This window comes from Bacillus sp. B15-48 (assembly GCF_016879755.1).
In the GTDB taxonomy this organism is placed as follows: domain Bacteria; phylum Bacillota; class Bacilli; order Bacillales; family Cytobacillaceae; genus Mesobacillus_B.
This window is the reverse complement of the sequence record NZ_WOFU01000002.1, coordinates 1-15,435: the sequence shown is the minus strand read 5'-3', so window position 1 is coordinate 15,435 and position 15,435 is coordinate 1. Positions and strand designations below refer to the sequence as shown.

14 protein-coding genes and 1 rRNA gene are annotated in these 15,435 nt (G+C 38.5%); 11 read left to right on the top strand and 4 right to left on the bottom strand.

The features are described from left to right. Positions 1 to 117: 117 nt before the first annotated feature. The 3 genes from GNT69_RS05555 to GNT69_RS05545 are packed head-to-tail and all read left to right on the top strand — an operon-like array spanning position 118 to position 1,900. Positions 118 to 447 (top strand): PadR family transcriptional regulator, encoded by a 330-nt coding sequence (locus GNT69_RS05555; protein ID WP_203554846.1) that lies wholly within the window; start codon positions 118 to 120, stop codon positions 445 to 447. Further along, the gene (locus tag GNT69_RS05550; RefSeq protein WP_203553990.1) at positions 447 to 1,121 is read left to right on the top strand and encodes a DUF1129 family protein; all 675 of its coding nucleotides are present in this window, start codon (positions 447 to 449) and stop codon (positions 1,119 to 1,121) included. Before GNT69_RS05555 ends, GNT69_RS05550 begins: the two co-directional genes overlap by 1 nt. Before the next feature lie 23 nt (positions 1,122 to 1,144). Next, positions 1,145 to 1,900, top strand: coding sequence for an HAAS domain-containing protein (locus GNT69_RS05545; RefSeq protein WP_203553989.1), 756 nt, complete (start codon positions 1,145 to 1,147; stop codon positions 1,898 to 1,900). Positions 1,901 to 2,020: 120 nt separating this feature from the next. Here the strand turns inward: GNT69_RS05545 and GNT69_RS05540 are convergent, their stop codons facing one another. Next, positions 2,021 to 2,398, bottom strand: a complete 378-nt coding sequence (locus GNT69_RS05540) for a hotdog domain-containing protein (RefSeq protein ID WP_203553988.1) — start codon at positions 2,396 to 2,398, stop codon at positions 2,021 to 2,023. Positions 2,399 to 2,704: 306 nt separating this feature from the next. On the opposite strand from GNT69_RS05540, the gene GNT69_RS05535 reads away from it, so the two are divergent. Then, entirely contained in the window at positions 2,705 to 3,181 is a 477-nt protein-coding gene (locus GNT69_RS05535; protein ID WP_203553987.1) for a hypothetical protein, read from the top strand. Positions 3,182 to 3,360: 179 nt separating this feature from the next. Here GNT69_RS05535 and GNT69_RS05530 read toward each other — a convergent pair whose 3' ends face one another. Next, the gene (locus tag GNT69_RS05530; protein ID WP_203553986.1) at positions 3,361 to 4,158 is read right to left on the bottom strand and encodes an HAD family hydrolase; all 798 of its coding nucleotides are present in this window, start codon (positions 4,156 to 4,158) and stop codon (positions 3,361 to 3,363) included. An 88-nt stretch (positions 4,159 to 4,246) separates the two neighbouring features. Here GNT69_RS05530 and GNT69_RS26160 point away from each other — a divergent pair, with 88 nt between their 5' ends. Then, positions 4,247 to 4,480 (top strand): diguanylate cyclase domain-containing protein, encoded by a 234-nt coding sequence (locus GNT69_RS26160; RefSeq protein ID WP_203554845.1) that lies wholly within the window; start codon positions 4,247 to 4,249, stop codon positions 4,478 to 4,480. A gap of 38 nt (positions 4,481 to 4,518) precedes the next feature. Here the strand turns inward: GNT69_RS26160 and GNT69_RS05520 are convergent, their stop codons facing one another. Further along, complete coding sequence (locus GNT69_RS05520) at positions 4,519 to 5,160, bottom strand: HAD-IA family hydrolase (RefSeq protein ID WP_203553985.1); 642 nt, start codon at positions 5,158 to 5,160, stop codon at positions 4,519 to 4,521. A 352-nt stretch (positions 5,161 to 5,512) separates the two neighbouring features. Here GNT69_RS05520 and GNT69_RS05515 point away from each other — a divergent pair, with 352 nt between their 5' ends. The 4 genes from GNT69_RS05515 (at position 5,513) to GNT69_RS05500 (ending at position 10,391) form a co-directional block, all read left to right on the top strand. Then, positions 5,513 to 6,154: a hypothetical protein gene (locus GNT69_RS05515; RefSeq protein ID WP_203553984.1), complete on the top strand. Its 642-nt coding sequence runs from the start codon at positions 5,513 to 5,515 to the stop codon at positions 6,152 to 6,154. 263 nt (positions 6,155 to 6,417) lie between these two features. Next, positions 6,418 to 7,938: a class I adenylate-forming enzyme family protein gene (locus tag GNT69_RS05510; RefSeq protein WP_203553983.1), complete on the top strand. Its 1,521-nt coding sequence runs from the start codon at positions 6,418 to 6,420 to the stop codon at positions 7,936 to 7,938. A 184-nt stretch (positions 7,939 to 8,122) separates the two neighbouring features. Next, the gene (gene sfsA / locus GNT69_RS05505; RefSeq protein ID WP_239094074.1) at positions 8,123 to 8,776 is read left to right on the top strand and encodes a DNA/RNA nuclease SfsA; all 654 of its coding nucleotides are present in this window, start codon (positions 8,123 to 8,125) and stop codon (positions 8,774 to 8,776) included. Positions 8,777 to 9,002: 226 nt separating this feature from the next. Further along, complete coding sequence (locus GNT69_RS05500; RefSeq protein WP_203553982.1) at positions 9,003 to 10,391, top strand: tryptophanase; 1,389 nt, start codon at positions 9,003 to 9,005, stop codon at positions 10,389 to 10,391. Positions 10,392 to 10,528: 137 nt separating this feature from the next. Here GNT69_RS05500 and GNT69_RS05495 read toward each other — a convergent pair whose 3' ends face one another. After that, a complete protein-coding gene (locus GNT69_RS05495; protein ID WP_203553981.1) occupies positions 10,529 to 11,488 on the bottom strand; it encodes an aldolase catalytic domain-containing protein in 960 nt (319 codons plus the stop codon). Between the two features lie 524 nt (positions 11,489 to 12,012). Here GNT69_RS05495 and GNT69_RS05490 point away from each other — a divergent pair. Both GNT69_RS05490 and GNT69_RS05485 read left to right on the top strand, forming a co-directional pair. Further along, positions 12,013 to 14,676 carry a cation-transporting P-type ATPase gene (locus GNT69_RS05490; RefSeq protein ID WP_203553980.1) on the top strand — a complete coding sequence of 888 codons (2,664 nt, stop codon included), beginning with the start codon at positions 12,013 to 12,015 and terminating at the stop codon, positions 14,674 to 14,676. A 433-nt stretch (positions 14,677 to 15,109) separates the two neighbouring features. After that, positions 15,110 to 15,435 (top strand): 16S ribosomal RNA (locus tag GNT69_RS05485); the annotation flags it as partial.

The window sequence follows — 15,435 nt, the reverse complement described above, 5'->3', positions numbered from 1 at the left end:
TATAACAAAGTAGTTGTTTTAAAATGAACTATCTTGCTTTGCCAAATACCATAAGATGACCTATTTTTTATTTCCAACTACCTTGTATAACATGTTAGTGGAGAAAGGATCATGAAAATGTCAGTGAGAAGCCAATTGTTAAAAGGAATATTAGATGGCTGTGTATTGGCTGTCATTGAAAAGGAGCCTGTTTATGGCTATGAACTTTCCCAAAAGCTATTGAATATCGGTTTAGCGGATGTAAGTGAAGGGACGATTTATCCGATTCTTTTAAGACTCCAAAAGAATGGACTCATTCGTGGAGAAATGCGACCTTCTGAATCAGGACCCAATCGGAAATATTATTTTTTAACAGAAGCGGGGCATGAGGCGTTAGAGATCATCACCGAAGAATGGGAACAAATCTCAAAGCCGGTGAGCGAATTGCTACTGGGGAGGAGAGTATGATGAACACGAAGAAGTTAATTGAAGAAAACAATCGTAAAAGAGAAATGTTAACTCCAGAAAATGAAGCCTATTATAGTGATTTGCTCATTTATATTCGACTAAAATTTACGCTTTCAGAGCAGCGATCTGAAGAAGTATTAATGGAATTGCTCGATCATTTACTCGATGGACAAAACGAGGGGAAAACAGCAAAAGACATCTTTGGGGATGAACCAAAGGACTATGCAGATGAAATGATTGAACATCTTCCAAAAGAGAAGAAACGGAAATTTATCCCCTTTATAGGAGGAATCATTGCTAATATTGTAGGCTGGTTATTGATTATAAGAGGAGGTCTTTTCCTTGTGTTATCGCAATTTACAGAGATAAATACAAAGGTTTATCCGCTTTCCGCACTATTTATTGGACTGATCATTGCAGTCTTTGTGATTATCACGATTGTCTATATTTTCAAGCTTGTCGAACGGTCATTGTTCCAAGAAAAACGTCATTCCCGGAAGGATACAATTAAAGCAGGTCTCGCTGGGGCAATAGGGATGGCCGTTGTCATGTTAGGCGCTCGATTTGTACCAGAACTAGGTCCGTCATTTGATTTTTCATGGTGGGCGTCACTCCTTGTTGGGGGCGTTCTTTTGTTAGCTATGTATGTGAATAAGAAAATAAAAGGAGTGTAAAAAGGAGATTGGAGGAAAAGGGTTTGCTTTCAACAAAAAGTGAGACATTTATTGAAAATCTGAGAATGTATTTAATGGTGTCAGGAAAGAATGAACGAGAAATTAAGGAATTACTTGAGGAGTTAAAGGATCACCTCATTGAAGTAGAGAAAACTGGGAGAAGCATAGATGATATCATTGATCTTACACCAGAACAATATATGGCTTCATTGAAAAAGGAAATGAAGACAGATTATAAACATTTAATAAAACTCCTACCAATCTATTTTCTTGGAGTCATTGCCTATTTTTTAATGGGGCCGGCTATAAGAGGGGAGTTCACATTAAATATCATACAGGTCGTTGGGTTACCGATAATCACTGTGTTGGGGCTTGTGATTTACGTTTCCTTTTTGCAGCAAGCCGGTAGGAAGCAATATTCTATGAAGAAGCTTTTTATTGGGGGAATCATTGCAAGTTCAATCGTAACCTTTATGGTAATTTTCGTAATGGTAGTTAGTTATTTTTTGGTTGATCCGTTTTTAATAGGTAGTAGGACAACGGATGTGATGGTTGTCGTGCTTTGCACTGGTATTTTTATCTTCACGGCGATTTGGAGTAAAACATGGCTTCCTATTTGGCTACCAGCAATTCTTTTTATCCCTGATGTTTTTACCAGATTTACAAGTTGGAGTGATGAAACAATCCTAATGATTAGTATGGCCTCTTTTCTATTAATGTTTGTGGTCCTCTTTCTAAGTCTATGGATTGTCGAAAAAAGAAAAAAAGTGATAGCTTGAAGAATACACTTTTGATGTAAACTATAAGAACCATGAATCCGTTTTTTAAAGATTGCTCCTTTTTCTGGGTTACTAACCATTAGTGGGGGATGAATCCCCCACTCTGATGGAAGTTTTGCTTTACAATATGACTCCCGCAAAATCTCCTCTCAATACTAGCTTCTCATGCTGATTTTTACATAGGAAAGATGCTGAAATCGCTGTTCGCTTATCGTCTTGCTTTTGATAGTTTTCAATCGTGACTTCACAGACGATTCTATCTCCTGTAAATACTGGTCGCAAAAACTCAAAATTCATTGTACGTGCCAGTACATTGTGATCTCCACCAACTTTTGTAGGCAATGTAGCGGTTAACAAACCTTGGATGACAAGTCTTCCTTGTTCATCAGGAGTAAGATGGTGCGTACCTTCATCACCTGAAATCTTCGTAAATAATTTAACATCTTCGATTGTGAAAGACCGTTCGAATGTAATCACATCCCCAACTTTTAAAGACAACGATATTTCCCCCTTTGATTGGTTGTGTTAAAGTGTGATGTTGATTTTTTGTGAAGTGCCTATAAGGGAAATCAACACCAATGAACGATTGAATTAAAAATCTGCATAATTTAATTGTGACATATGTTTTTAAAAATGTTGTCGTTTTATAGATGTTTTTAAAGAAAGTATATCCAGAGATACTGAAGACTTGGAAGAAAAACAGGAAAAGAACAAGAATGATACAATAAGATTATAAAAGATAAGCAGAAATATATTTTAGCTTATAAAGTGGAAAAGCTTAATAACCTTAGTGAGGTGAACGTGATGCATGAGGAAATGAAGTATATTACAAAAAATCAACTCATTCGAAATGATTTTCGCGAGTTAGTGAATGGGAAAGAATATAAAATTGTCGACAAAATTGATGGTCACGCCATTTATTTAGATTCACTTATTCAATCATCATTTACAATAAGCAAATCTGGCGAGCAAAGAATCTTCTATCAGATTGATGGTTCTCCTCAATATTTTTCAGGCTTATATAGTTTGTATGCCATTATCCTTGCTACAAAAAAAGTAACAGATCGGGGAGACGATTTTCTCAATCTTGAAGTGATAGATGAAACAAAATATCAAGAGATTATAATAGAGTATTTTCATGAAAAGGAACACACATCAGGATTAGAACTGATTTCTACGATAGAAGCGGGAAGAATCAAACTGGCAAAAAAGATAAAAGATGATTTATTAGAAGAAGCGAAACATTATAACCTGATTGATCGCATGGATATTTTTTTGTAAGCAGTGTTCACTGAGATGCTGATAGGAGAGATTTAATATAATAGAAAGAAAATGTCCTTTCTTGCATCGAGGGAATTAGTCAAAAGAAACATCTTCGTGATAATAAAAATGACAGGTGTGAATCGAAGATATCAGTCACATCTGTCTTTTTTTATGCGATTAATTATTTTGCTATCCATTTAAATGACCTTTGATTCATATGATTTCAGAAGATAACGTTCAATAAACTCAGCTAACCCATCGTTTTCATGGTGACCTGTCACAAAATCGGCAGCTGCTTTAACTTTTTCGCTAGCGTTCTCCATTGCCACACCAGTACCGACATGACGAAGCATTTCTAGATCATTTGGTCCGTCTCCAATGGCGACGACTTCATTCGGACTAATTCGATAGGTACGGAGTAAGCTTTTAATGGCAGACCATTTGGAAACATTAGGAGCAACCAGCTCAAACCCGTCATTCCAGTTGATGACTTCTGCTTCCTTTTTAAACAAAGCGGATAATTCAGGGCTTGGTTCACCTGTTCGAACACTATATTTTAATACATTCTGATAATTTGCCTCTCTTAAATCTCCAATATACTGTGGTGGAGTTTGCCCAATTTTTGTCCAATATTCGACTTCTTCATTGATTTCTTTACAATAGAGCCCATTCGTTGCGTGGATCATCACATTGCAAGGATGTTTCGCGGTAAGGTGATGGAATCGTTCTTCGTTCAGTTGGACGGTTTTCATTTGTAAAGCTCTACCAGTTGCTGGATCGTGAATAGCGGCACCATTCAAACAAATCATTGGCGTTCGTAAACCAATTTCTTTATGGTATGGAGCAGTTACTTCATAGTGTCGACCAGTAGCTAGAAAAACCTTCACTTCTTGACGAACGAGCTGATTAATGGCTTCGAGATTGCGGCTGGATATGTCATTCGAGGCATTTAGTAATGTCCCATCCATATCAATAAATATTGCACGTGCATTCATATAACTACCTCCTCAATTTTTGTTAATCCAATCATATCATCCAAATATTAAAGCCTTGTAAACTTAATGTACGGATTTAATATGATTTATTGGAGGTAGGAGAGGTTCAAGACCATACTTATCTATTTTACTATCTTTAATTGAATCTCGGTTCGTCGTAAACGGAGATGAGCTCAATGTAACGGTAAGTATCGGCGTTTCATGTCAGCTCATTCACGAAGGTGACTATCATATTTCAATGAAAACGGCAATAAGGGAAGCCGATGATGCACTATACGCGGCAAAAAGAGACGGAAGAAACAGGGTGAAACTATATTCATAAAGAATCTTAATCCGTCTATAAAAATAACAGGGCCCCAGCTATCGGAGGGCCCAGTTTTGATTCACCACTTCTAAAATTTCCTGTGGTGATTGTGCCATGTAATCAGGTTGTGCAGATTGTAAAAGCTCTTTCGTATCATAGCCCCAGCTGACTCCAATGATTTTTATTCCAGCGGTTTTCGCAGCTAAAACATCTCGTTGCTCATCACCGACATACACGACTTCGGCATTTTGCAGTTGATGCTGCCTTAGAAATTGACGAATCAATCGATCCTTTCCAAAAATTCGCCTAGAACAAAGAATTTGTGAAACATTTGTAATCTCGTTTCGGTGCAGGACATCTTGAATCACATCCTCAGAATTAGACGATATAATTGCGGTTTGGTAGCCATGGCTTTCTAAATCATCCAGCAAGTCCTTCACGCCATGAAACAATTTGATTTCTCTGGAAAAATGCCGATACGAACGATAAAGTTTCGAAAGAATCATCGGCATTTTGATTAATGGGATGTTTAATCGTCTCCCACGCTCACGTATCGAATGTTTTCTAAGTTCTTCAAATTCTTGTTGATCAATTTTTTGAATGTGACCCGTTTTCGCTAACTGATTCCAAGCAGCCATAAATACATCCTTAGAATCAGCAAGGGTTCCATCAAAATCAAACAAAACATAATGAACCATCCTATCTCTCCTTATCAATGACACACAATCCCTTTAACAAGAGCATTCATTAGACGCTCCACTATTCATTTAACGTAAAGTTGAACGCGGAGGTGACAAAAAGCATGAACATTGGACTCATTTTTCTATGAAGATAAGGGATGAAACAAGCAAAAAATCATACATTATAGAGAAATCTAAATGTTCCGTTTCGAGTCTCTGGTATTCACGTCAAGCATAAACGCATTCACCAGAACATATACTGTGAAATTATTAGTGATAGCAGATAGCTGCAGTCAATTGAAAAAAAATTCAAACTGAAGTTGCCATTCAAAGCTTAATCGCGCGATGAAAATAGTATAGGAGGGTTCCTATGACAGAGAATCATCAGTTTCAAGCAATGAAAAGCAACTGGGACAACTTAATAATGGGGGATTTTTATAAGCAACTTGCAGCAAAAGTGAATTTTTCGAAGGCGACAGATCTAGCTTATGTGAAGGAAAAAGTTCTTGAAGTGGTTGGCAAAGAAAACGAGCATCGAGTGAAAGAACACATATTACCTGCTATCCTGGTAACAGCTTTTTATTATAAAACGGGACGACAGACAATTATCCTAAGTAAGGAAGATACAAAGAAAATTCTCATGATGAATAATCCCTATGTAGATATAAAGCGATTACCTCCGTTCAACCGTTGCCTGTTTTTAAAAATAGCCGACGGCTTGTTGACTGCAACTGATCAGCGTGGGAATCTTTTAGAAGTAGAAGGGATTTACTTGCTTAATACAAAGGCGGCCAATCAAAATGCCTTGATGGTTTATTCAGTATTCATCAACAACGACAAATACGGTTTTCAATATCTTTCGTTTCCATATGGAAACGAAGGCAATCTATTTGATGAGTATGAACGAATCACAGAGGCGATTGGTTTAAAAAACAATGCCTTTCAATCACGAGAAATCTTAGAGTTTGCAGTGCAAGCAATGGATTATTTAAAAGTTAAAGGGAGAATTTAAAGATTCAGAAGGGAAGGGGATCGTGTACAAAACAATAGATAATATTCTAATAAGCAATCCAATTTTCTTATATTGGATTGCTTATTAGCGTGAGATTCGGTTGATTTTAAAGAGATTTTACTAAAAAAATAAGTGGATTCACTCTAATTTTTTAATGGGTTTAAGCAGGCCCCCTATTTTTTAAAGGCTGTCACAAGAAGCTGTTTTGTAGTATAATTTTGAATATTAGGAAAACTTAAAATATTCAAAAGGGGATGCCGCTCATGTTTATTTTTGAACAGTTAGCTCAACATGCAAAGACACAATCAAATAAAGTGATTTCTTCTTATAATGGAAGAGAAACGACATATAGTGAGTTTTATCAAAAGGCAAAGAACTTAGCTGGTTATTTTCAAGCAAAAGGTTATCAAAAAGAAGATATCATTGCCCTTTACTTAAAAAATTCGGATGATTTTCTTATTTCGTATTATGCATGCCAGCTGGGTGGATTTGCTGTCCTTCCGATTAATATTAAGCTAGCAAGACCAGAGGTTGAATATATCATCGAGCATTCAGAAGCAAAGGCAATCATATATGATGACAGCATCTATCATTTATGGGATGAGCTTGAAAATCCGATGGAAAGTTTTCAAGATCATCTTGAAGTTGGTGGAAAAGCAACATTCGAAGCTGTTATTACAGATCATTCTATTCCATTTGCACAGCCAAAGATTGAAAAAAACGACACGGCTGTCATTTTTTATACATCAGGTACAACCGGAAAACCAAAAGGTGTGATGCTATCAGCTGAAAATGTTCGTGCGATTTCAGAGATTTGGGCAGATTCTTTAGAAATGAAAGCAGACGATCGTATGCATATTGTTACGCCTTTATTTCACTGTGCAGCCAGCCATTGTTTTAGCACACCGACGATATTAAAAGGTGGTACAGTGGTGATTGAAGAGGCATTCTCGCCTGAAAAAACGTTAGCTACAATGGAAAAAGAAAAAGTAACGATTTTCTTCGGAGTCCCGGCAATTTATAGCATTCTCTTAAATACACAGAAATTAACAGAAATTGATTTATCGAATCTACGTCTGTTTACTTATGGTGCAGCACCAATGCCATATGAGTTAGTAAAAAAAGTGAAAGCCTTATTCCCAAAGGTTAAAGTTCAAAATTTGTATGGCCAAACGGAAAACTCCCCCGGTGCAACAACGTTAAAGGATGATTACGCCTTAGACAAAATCGGCTCAGTTGGTGAACCTTTGCCTTATACACAAGTCAGGGTGGTAGATGATTATGGAGATGACGTATCTATAGGACAAGTAGGTGAAATCGTTGTAAAAGGTCCACAAGTGATGAAAGGTTACTTAAAAAATGACGAAGCGACTCGAAATACATTAAAGGATGGTTGGATGTATAGCGGTGATTTAGGCCGTTTTGATGAAGATGGGTTGTTATACATCGTTGATCGAAAGAAAGACATGATTATTCGCGGTGGTGAAAATGTCTATCCAGTAGAAGTGGAAGAAGTGTTGTATCAACTAGATGGAATCCTTGAAGCTGCCGTTGTAGGCATTCCGCATGAAGTATATGGGGAAGTACTGAAAGCATTTATCGTCTTAAAGGAAGGTCAGTATCTATCGACCGAAGAGGTGATTGATTATTGTAAACAGAAATTAGCTAAATATAAGATACCTGCAGAAATTGAATTTCTCGATACTCTTCCTCGTAATGCCAGTGGGAAAGTCCTAAAGCACACATTACGGAAAAATAAGATTTCTGTTAGTGAAAATAATTAACATTCATAAGGCTGACTCGAAAAGGTGGTTAACAACACCTTTTCGAGTTAGCCTTTCTTATTAGAAAAAAGAATCTCGATGTTAAGTTACAACGGTTTGAGAATTAAGCCAAGCAATTGAACGTGAACCTAAAATTCTGATAGAGTAAAATGGCATTAAAGACAATTGATACGGAAGTGAAAAAATGAAATATGGAAACGTTGTACCCGGCCATTTTTATAAGAAAATAAACAGATTCATTGCCGAGGTTTACATAAATGGCGTAAAAGAACAAGTGCATATTAAAAATACTGGTCGTTTAAAAGAACTTTTTCAAGAAGATGCTGAAGTGCTTTTAGAACAAAGTGACAATCCAAACAGAAAGACTAGGTATTCGCTTATATCAGTTGCTAAAAATGACAGCTGGGTCAATATTGATTCTCAGGCGCCAAATAGCGTAGCATTTGAAGCACTCAAGGAAGGGAAAATCTCTGAGTTTGGCAAGGTTAGCAAGTTAAAAAGAGAGGTTACTTATGGGGCATCCAGATTTGATGTTTATTTTGAAAAGGAAGGGAAGAAAGGATTCATTGAGGTAAAGGGCGTTACGCTTGAGGATAACGGAGTTGCAATGTTTCCCGATGCACCGACGACAAGAGGAACGAAACATATCCTAGAATTAGCAAAAGCTGTTCAAGAAGGATACCACTGTACGATCTTATTTGTCGTACAATTAAAAGGTTGCCGAGCTTTCATCCCGAATAGAGAAATGGATTCGTCCTTTGCGGATGTGTTACTTCAAGCATCGCGACAAGGTGTGCAGATACTAGCCTATGATGTATTGTCAAAGAAGATGAATTAATACTTGATAAGCCGGTTCCTATAAAGCTATCCTGATGGAAAAAATTTAGTGAAATAGGTTCTGATTGTCAATGGAGTAAAGCATTTGCTTTATTGGGGAGTCAGACCATTTTTCATCAGACTAAAAGGGGATGAAAATTTTTCCATTTCATTCTAGTCATCCATTTTGAGTTGTAAACTAGTTATAAGAATGAAAAAGAATGTATTACTTAAAGGAGGTTTCTGACATGCGCTTTATGACAGCAGAACCATTCCGAATCAAGGTAGTGGAAAAGATCAAAAAGACGACAAAAGAACAGCGGCAAACATGGTTAAAAGAGGCGAACTATAATGTTTTTCAAATAAAAGCGGAAAATGTGTACATCGATTGTATTACCGACAGCGGTACATCGGCGATGAGCAGCGAACAATGGGCTGCTATCATGCTTGGCGATGAGTCTTATGCTGGTTCAAAAAGCTTTTATAAATTGAAGGAAACTGTTCAAGATCTTTTCGGAATGCCTTATGTCCAGCCGACCCATCAAGGAAGAGCAGCGGATTCCATCATGGCTAAAATTTATACAAAACCAGGCAAGTATGCAGTGGGAAACATGCATTTTGATACGTTTAGAGGAAACGCCGAAGTTCTAGGCGCCTTAGCAGTTGATTATGTTGTAGATATCGGGAAGGATGCTCAAAGTCCACCGCACCCGTTTAAAGGAAATATTGACATAAAAAAACTGGAAAAGCTGATTCTAGATAAGGGACCGGAGTCGGTTTCCGTTATTATGATTACTGTGACATGTAATAACAATGGTGGTCAGCCTGTATCGATGGAAAATATTCGTGAAGTGAGTCGGTTAGCCAAAAGGTATAATATTCCGGTCGTAATTGATGCGGCGAGGATTTCTGAAAACGCATACTTTATTAAACAAAGAGAATCAGGTTATCAACATAAAACAATAAAAGAAATCATAAGAGAGATGCTGTCCTATTGTGAAACGACAATTATGAGTGCGAAAAAAGACGGTCTCGTAAATATTGGTGGCCTTTTCGTCACAAGAGATGAGGAAAATTTAAAACAAGCACAGCAATTAGCAATTGTTCATGAAGGGTTTATCACTTACGGTGGTTTAGCTGGACGTGACATCGAGGCGCTAGCTGTAGGCCTTTTAGAGGCTGCGGAAGAAGAATATTTGGAGTACCGAATTAACCAGGTGAAATACTTAGGGGACCACCTGAAGGAGCAAGGGATTCCAATTATTGAACCAACCGGAGGGCATGGAGTTTACGTCGACGGCAGACGATTTTTTTCACATATCCCTCAAAGTGAATTCCCCTCCCAACGCTTGGTTGTCGCTTTATATGAAGAAGCGGGGGTGAGAGCAGTTGAACTGGGAGCCTGTGCTTTCGGTTCTAAAGATTCCATCACTGGGGAGGATGTATTTCCTGATATCGAAGCGATGAGAATTGCCGTTTCCAGAAGAGTGTATACGAATAGCCATATGGATGTCATTGCCAACGCACTAGGAGAAATTTATCAAAACAGAAAGCAGTATCGCGGAATGAAACTGACTTATGAAGGCCCGATAACCTCATTAAGACATTTTACCGCTGGATTTGACCTACTTCCTTAATGAAGCTAATCAAAGAGGTCTCGATCTTGTGACAATTACGGCAATGGGATGGAAGCTCGGATTCTATTTTTATCTTTTAGTAATATGTTAAAAATAGGAAAAGGTACCCTGATAAACAGAGTACCTTTAGCTTTATTTTATTTCGATGCCGTGGCCACTGTGACTTCAGGTGTAGTCACCTTATCATAAAAGTCACCGAATTTGTCGCGATCGTCGCTATTTCGATAAGCCATAGCGACTCGAGGATGTTCATTTAGAACACCTGAAATCATGTAAGGGATAATATAGCCCCATTCCCATTTCTTTCGCATGTCAAGCATATGCTTTTCAATGACATTAAGAACAGGCTTAAGCTCATAGCTTGTTTTTTGTATGTAGCTAACGAGAAGCTCTGTATGACAATTGCCGGCCGCACGACCCATTCCATAAACAGACGAATCGAGGAACGTGACGCCATTTCGCATCGCAGTTAATGTATTAGCGAATGCCAACTGCATGTTATTATGTGTATGGATGCCAAGCTGTTTATTCGGAATCATAGCTTGGAACTTTTTCACTTGATGTTCAATGTTTATAGGATCTAAGCTTCCAAAGGAGTCAACGATATAAACAACGTCTACAGGACTTTTCCCAATTAATTCAAATGCTTCAATAAGTTGATATTCAGGAACACTAGATAAAGCCATGATGTTAAGTGTCGTTTCGTAGCCCAAATCGTGAAACATTTGGACAAGCTCTAAACCTTTGTCGACTTCGCGAATATAGCAGGCCACGCGAATCATATCTAAAACGCTTTGCTCACGCGGGAGAATGTCATCTGGATCCACGCGTCCAATATCGACTAGCGCTGATAACTTTGTAAACTTTTTCTCGGGGATGATCTCTTTTAAAAAGCCATCATCAAGGAACCTCCATGGATTTGGTTCAGTTGCATTAAGAAGTTTAGCGGAATTTTTGTAGCCAATTTCCATATATTCTACCCCAGCTGCACTCAAGCTGTTATACAAGTCTTGGACAAATTCTACACTAAAATCCCAATTATTCACTAATCCTCCGTCGCGAATCGTACAGTCTAAAATTTTACTGCGATGTTCCATCGAATTTCCCTCCAGTAGATCTTAATTTCTAATTATTCTCTTACTATCTTTTTCGTTTTTCTCTTTTTATATTATAAATTGTATTGTTATATAATATCCCGATTCGCTTAAACGGTCAATATATTTTCTGGTAATTCTGTATTTTGTCGGAAACTGAAACATGGGGACGGTTCTGATGTTTCCCTAATTTTTTCCATTTCCCTCGACCCATTTAATTTCTATGGAATTTCACCAATTTATATTTCTTTATAAATTCTTAAAACTTTCTATCTATAAATATCTCCCTACATTTCCTTTTTCAGCCACCCAATCATCTCGTAAAATTAAATCTTTATTCTCTATCACTATTTCATTAGGCATAAAAATAACCGTAGGGTAGGAGTCCTAAAATCCTTTTTCCAGTATGTGGCGAGTTATTACTTGAAAATCTCCAAAAATTTCTTGAAATTTCCAGGATTTCAAGCAAATATGGACTGGAAAAAGTTACAATTATAGTAAACCAACTAATTAATGAGGAGGTAAAGATGAAAGAGAATAAGTGGTACAACTTAGACTCAAATCATGTCATTAAGAAGCTTGAGACCGATTCAAAAATAGGGCTGTCGAATGAGGAAGCCTCTAAGCGCCAAGGAGAACATGGGAAAAATGAACTTCCTGCAGGACAGACAGAACCGAAATGGAGGAAATTTCTTAAGCATTTTCATGATGTATTGATTTATGTGTTACTTGCAGCTGCTATAATTACTTTCGTATTAGGTCATTACATCGATACGGTTATTATTTTACTTGTGGCCATCATTAATGCAGTGATTGGCTATGTGCAGGAAAATAAAGCAGAGAAGGCTCTTGATGGCATTCGAAACATGTTGTCATTAAAAGCGAATGTTATTCGTGATGGTCAACGGGCAGAAATTCACTCTAACGAACTTGTTCCAGGTGATATTGTGTTATTAAGTGCAGGAGATAAAGTTCCTGCCGACCTCCGTATTTTACGTGCGGATAATTTGAAAGTCGAGGAATCACCGTTGACAGGTGAGTCTGTTTCTGTTGAAAAGAATGCTGATACGTTGCCGGAAGATACGGTGTTAGGTGATAAGAAAAACATGGTTTTTTCGGGGACGTCGATTGCTTCTGGTTCAGGGATGGGAGTCGTGGTCGCGACCGGTATACATACTGAACTTGGGAAAATTAATACGTCGATGACTGAAGTGGAAGAAATTCAAACACCACTATTAAAGCAAACGGCGAAGTTCGGGAAAATGATTTCCATCGTCATTTTATTTGGTGCAGCGGCAATGTTTGTCTTTGGTTTAATGTTCCATGATTATGAAACGGCAGAATTATTGCTTGCAGTTATTGGTCTAGCTGTCGCGGCAATTCCAGAAGGTTTGCCAGCAATCTTATCGATTATTTTAGCGCTAGGTGTTCAAACAATGGCGAAAAACAATGCGATTGTTCGTAATTTGCCTTCTGTTGAAACATTAGGAGCCGTATCCGTCATTTGTTCAGATAAAACAGGGACGCTGACGAAAAATGAAATGACAGTCACATCCGTTATTTTAGCTAACCATGAGTACGATGTAACAGGCACCGGGTATGCTCCTGAAGGAAAGGTCGAACGTGATGGAAAGGAAGTAAAGGTTGAGGCTGATGAAAACCTAATAAACTTCCTAACATGTGTGAAGACAGTGAATGAAGCGAGTCTATACAAAGATGATCAAGGACATTGGGTCATTAACGGTGAGCCGACCGAAAGCTGCTTGATCACGCTTGTGGGAAAAGCTAATCATCCTATTCAAAGGTTAGAAGCTCTTTCGAAAATTCCTTTTGACTCAGCATACAAATACATGGCTTGCTTAGTGGAGATGAACGGGGAACGAGTTGTATTAGTGAAAGGGGCCCCGGATCGACTTTTTGATATGGCAAATATGGAAGTGGGCTCCGAGGAGCGAGTTTTCTGGGAAGATAAAATGACGAAGCAAGCGAAGATGGGAAAGAGACTGATTGGGGCTGCGATGAAAAAAGTTCGCTCTGATCAAGAAACGATTGATCATGCAGATGTACAGTCTGGTCTAATGTTTCTCGGTTTGGCCGGAATCATTGACCCTCCTCGGGAAGAAGCAATTCTGGCAGTCGAAGAATGTAAGCGAGCCGGAATAGTCGTGAAAATGATTACCGGTGATCACAGAGAAACAGCAATTGCGATTGGAAAGGAACTTAGCATTGGTGATGGAACGCGTGCGATCGAAGGTCGCGAACTTGACAAGATGACGCCAGAAGAGCTTAAACAAGCAGCAATAGAATATGATGTATTTGCTCGAACGAGTCCGGAAAACAAACTGCAACTCGTTCAAGCTCTACAAGAGCATGGACATATTTGTGCGATGACGGGTGACGGGGTGAATGATGCACCAGCATTAAAACGGGCTGATATCGGGGTAGCGATGGGAATTAAAGGAACTGAAGTATCAAAGGATGCATCACAAATGGTTCTCGTCGATGATAACTTCCATACGATCGTCAGTGCAGTCCGTGAAGGTAGACGTGTCTATGATAACTTAAAGAAGACGATTTTATTTATTTTGCCAACAAACGGAGCGGAGGCTTTTCTGATCTTTGCCAGTATTTTATTTGGTACGATGATGCCGCTCACGCCAGTGCAAATTCTCTGGGTTAATATGATTACAGCCGTGACCATTTCACTTGCAATTGCTTTTGAAAAATTAGAAAAAGGCACAATGGATCGGCCGCCACGTGAAGCAGAAACGAAGCTGTTAAGCGGATATTATATTTTCCGGATTGTCTTTGTTTCACTCTTAATTGGTGGCGGAATCTTACTGATGAATGCTGATTTGATCAATAATGGTTATGATCAGGCAATAGTGAATACTGTTACACTTCAGGCGATTGTTCTTGCGCAATTGTTTCACTTGTATAACTGTCGAAGTGAGCGGAACTTTGCTTTATCAAAAGACTTTTTTAAGAACAAAGTTGCGTTTCTCGTGTCAGGGTTACTCATTGTTATTCAGTTAGGTGTGACGTATTTGCCGTTCATGAATACGATTTTAGGAACCGTGCCGATTGAGGCCGAATATTGGATTTTCCCAATTATGATTGGAATTATTGTCTTTATCGTCGTTGAAATTGAGAAATGGGTGACGAGAAAGGTGTCGGCACGGTTAAAATAGTGATAGAAAAGGGGCAGCTATAATGGAGGCTGTCCCTTTTTATGTAGGCCGGCATGGGTGTAGGCGCTCATGTGAACTCCAATCAGTGCGTTTCCTCAGGCGAATATTAACGCTATTTTAGGAAAACTGGATAAAGTCTCTTTTAAAAACTGTCAAACATTACCATTGATTGTTAAATAGAAAGGATGATATATTTATTTAGCTGCTTCGCCAGCGATTAAAAAAACAAACACATCACAATAACTTTTCTTAAAAAAGTGTTGATAAGTTGAAATTAATATTGTATAATTAATTTCTTGTCGCTGAAACGTCAGTGATGATTGCTCTTTGAAAACTAAACAAACAAGCGTCAACAAACAATATTTATCGTGTTTCTTCTATTTAATATAGAGAACATGAGCCAACGTTTTATTTAATGAGCTAAAGCTTACTCTTATTGGAGAGTTTGATCCTGGCTCAGGACGAACGCTGGCGGCGTGCCTAATACATGCAAGTCGTACGAATCTGAAGGAGCTTGCTCCTGACGATTAGTGGCGGACGGGTGAGTAACACGTGGGCAACCTGCCTGTAAGACTGGGATAACTCCGGGAAACCGGGGCTAATACTGGATGATTCCTTTCCTCTCATGAGGAAAGGCTGAAAGACGGTTTCGGCTGTCACTTACAGATGGGCCCGCGGCGCATTAGCTAGTTGGTGAGGTAACGGCTCACCAAGGCAACGATGCGTAGCCGACCTGAGAGGGTGATCGGCCACACTGGG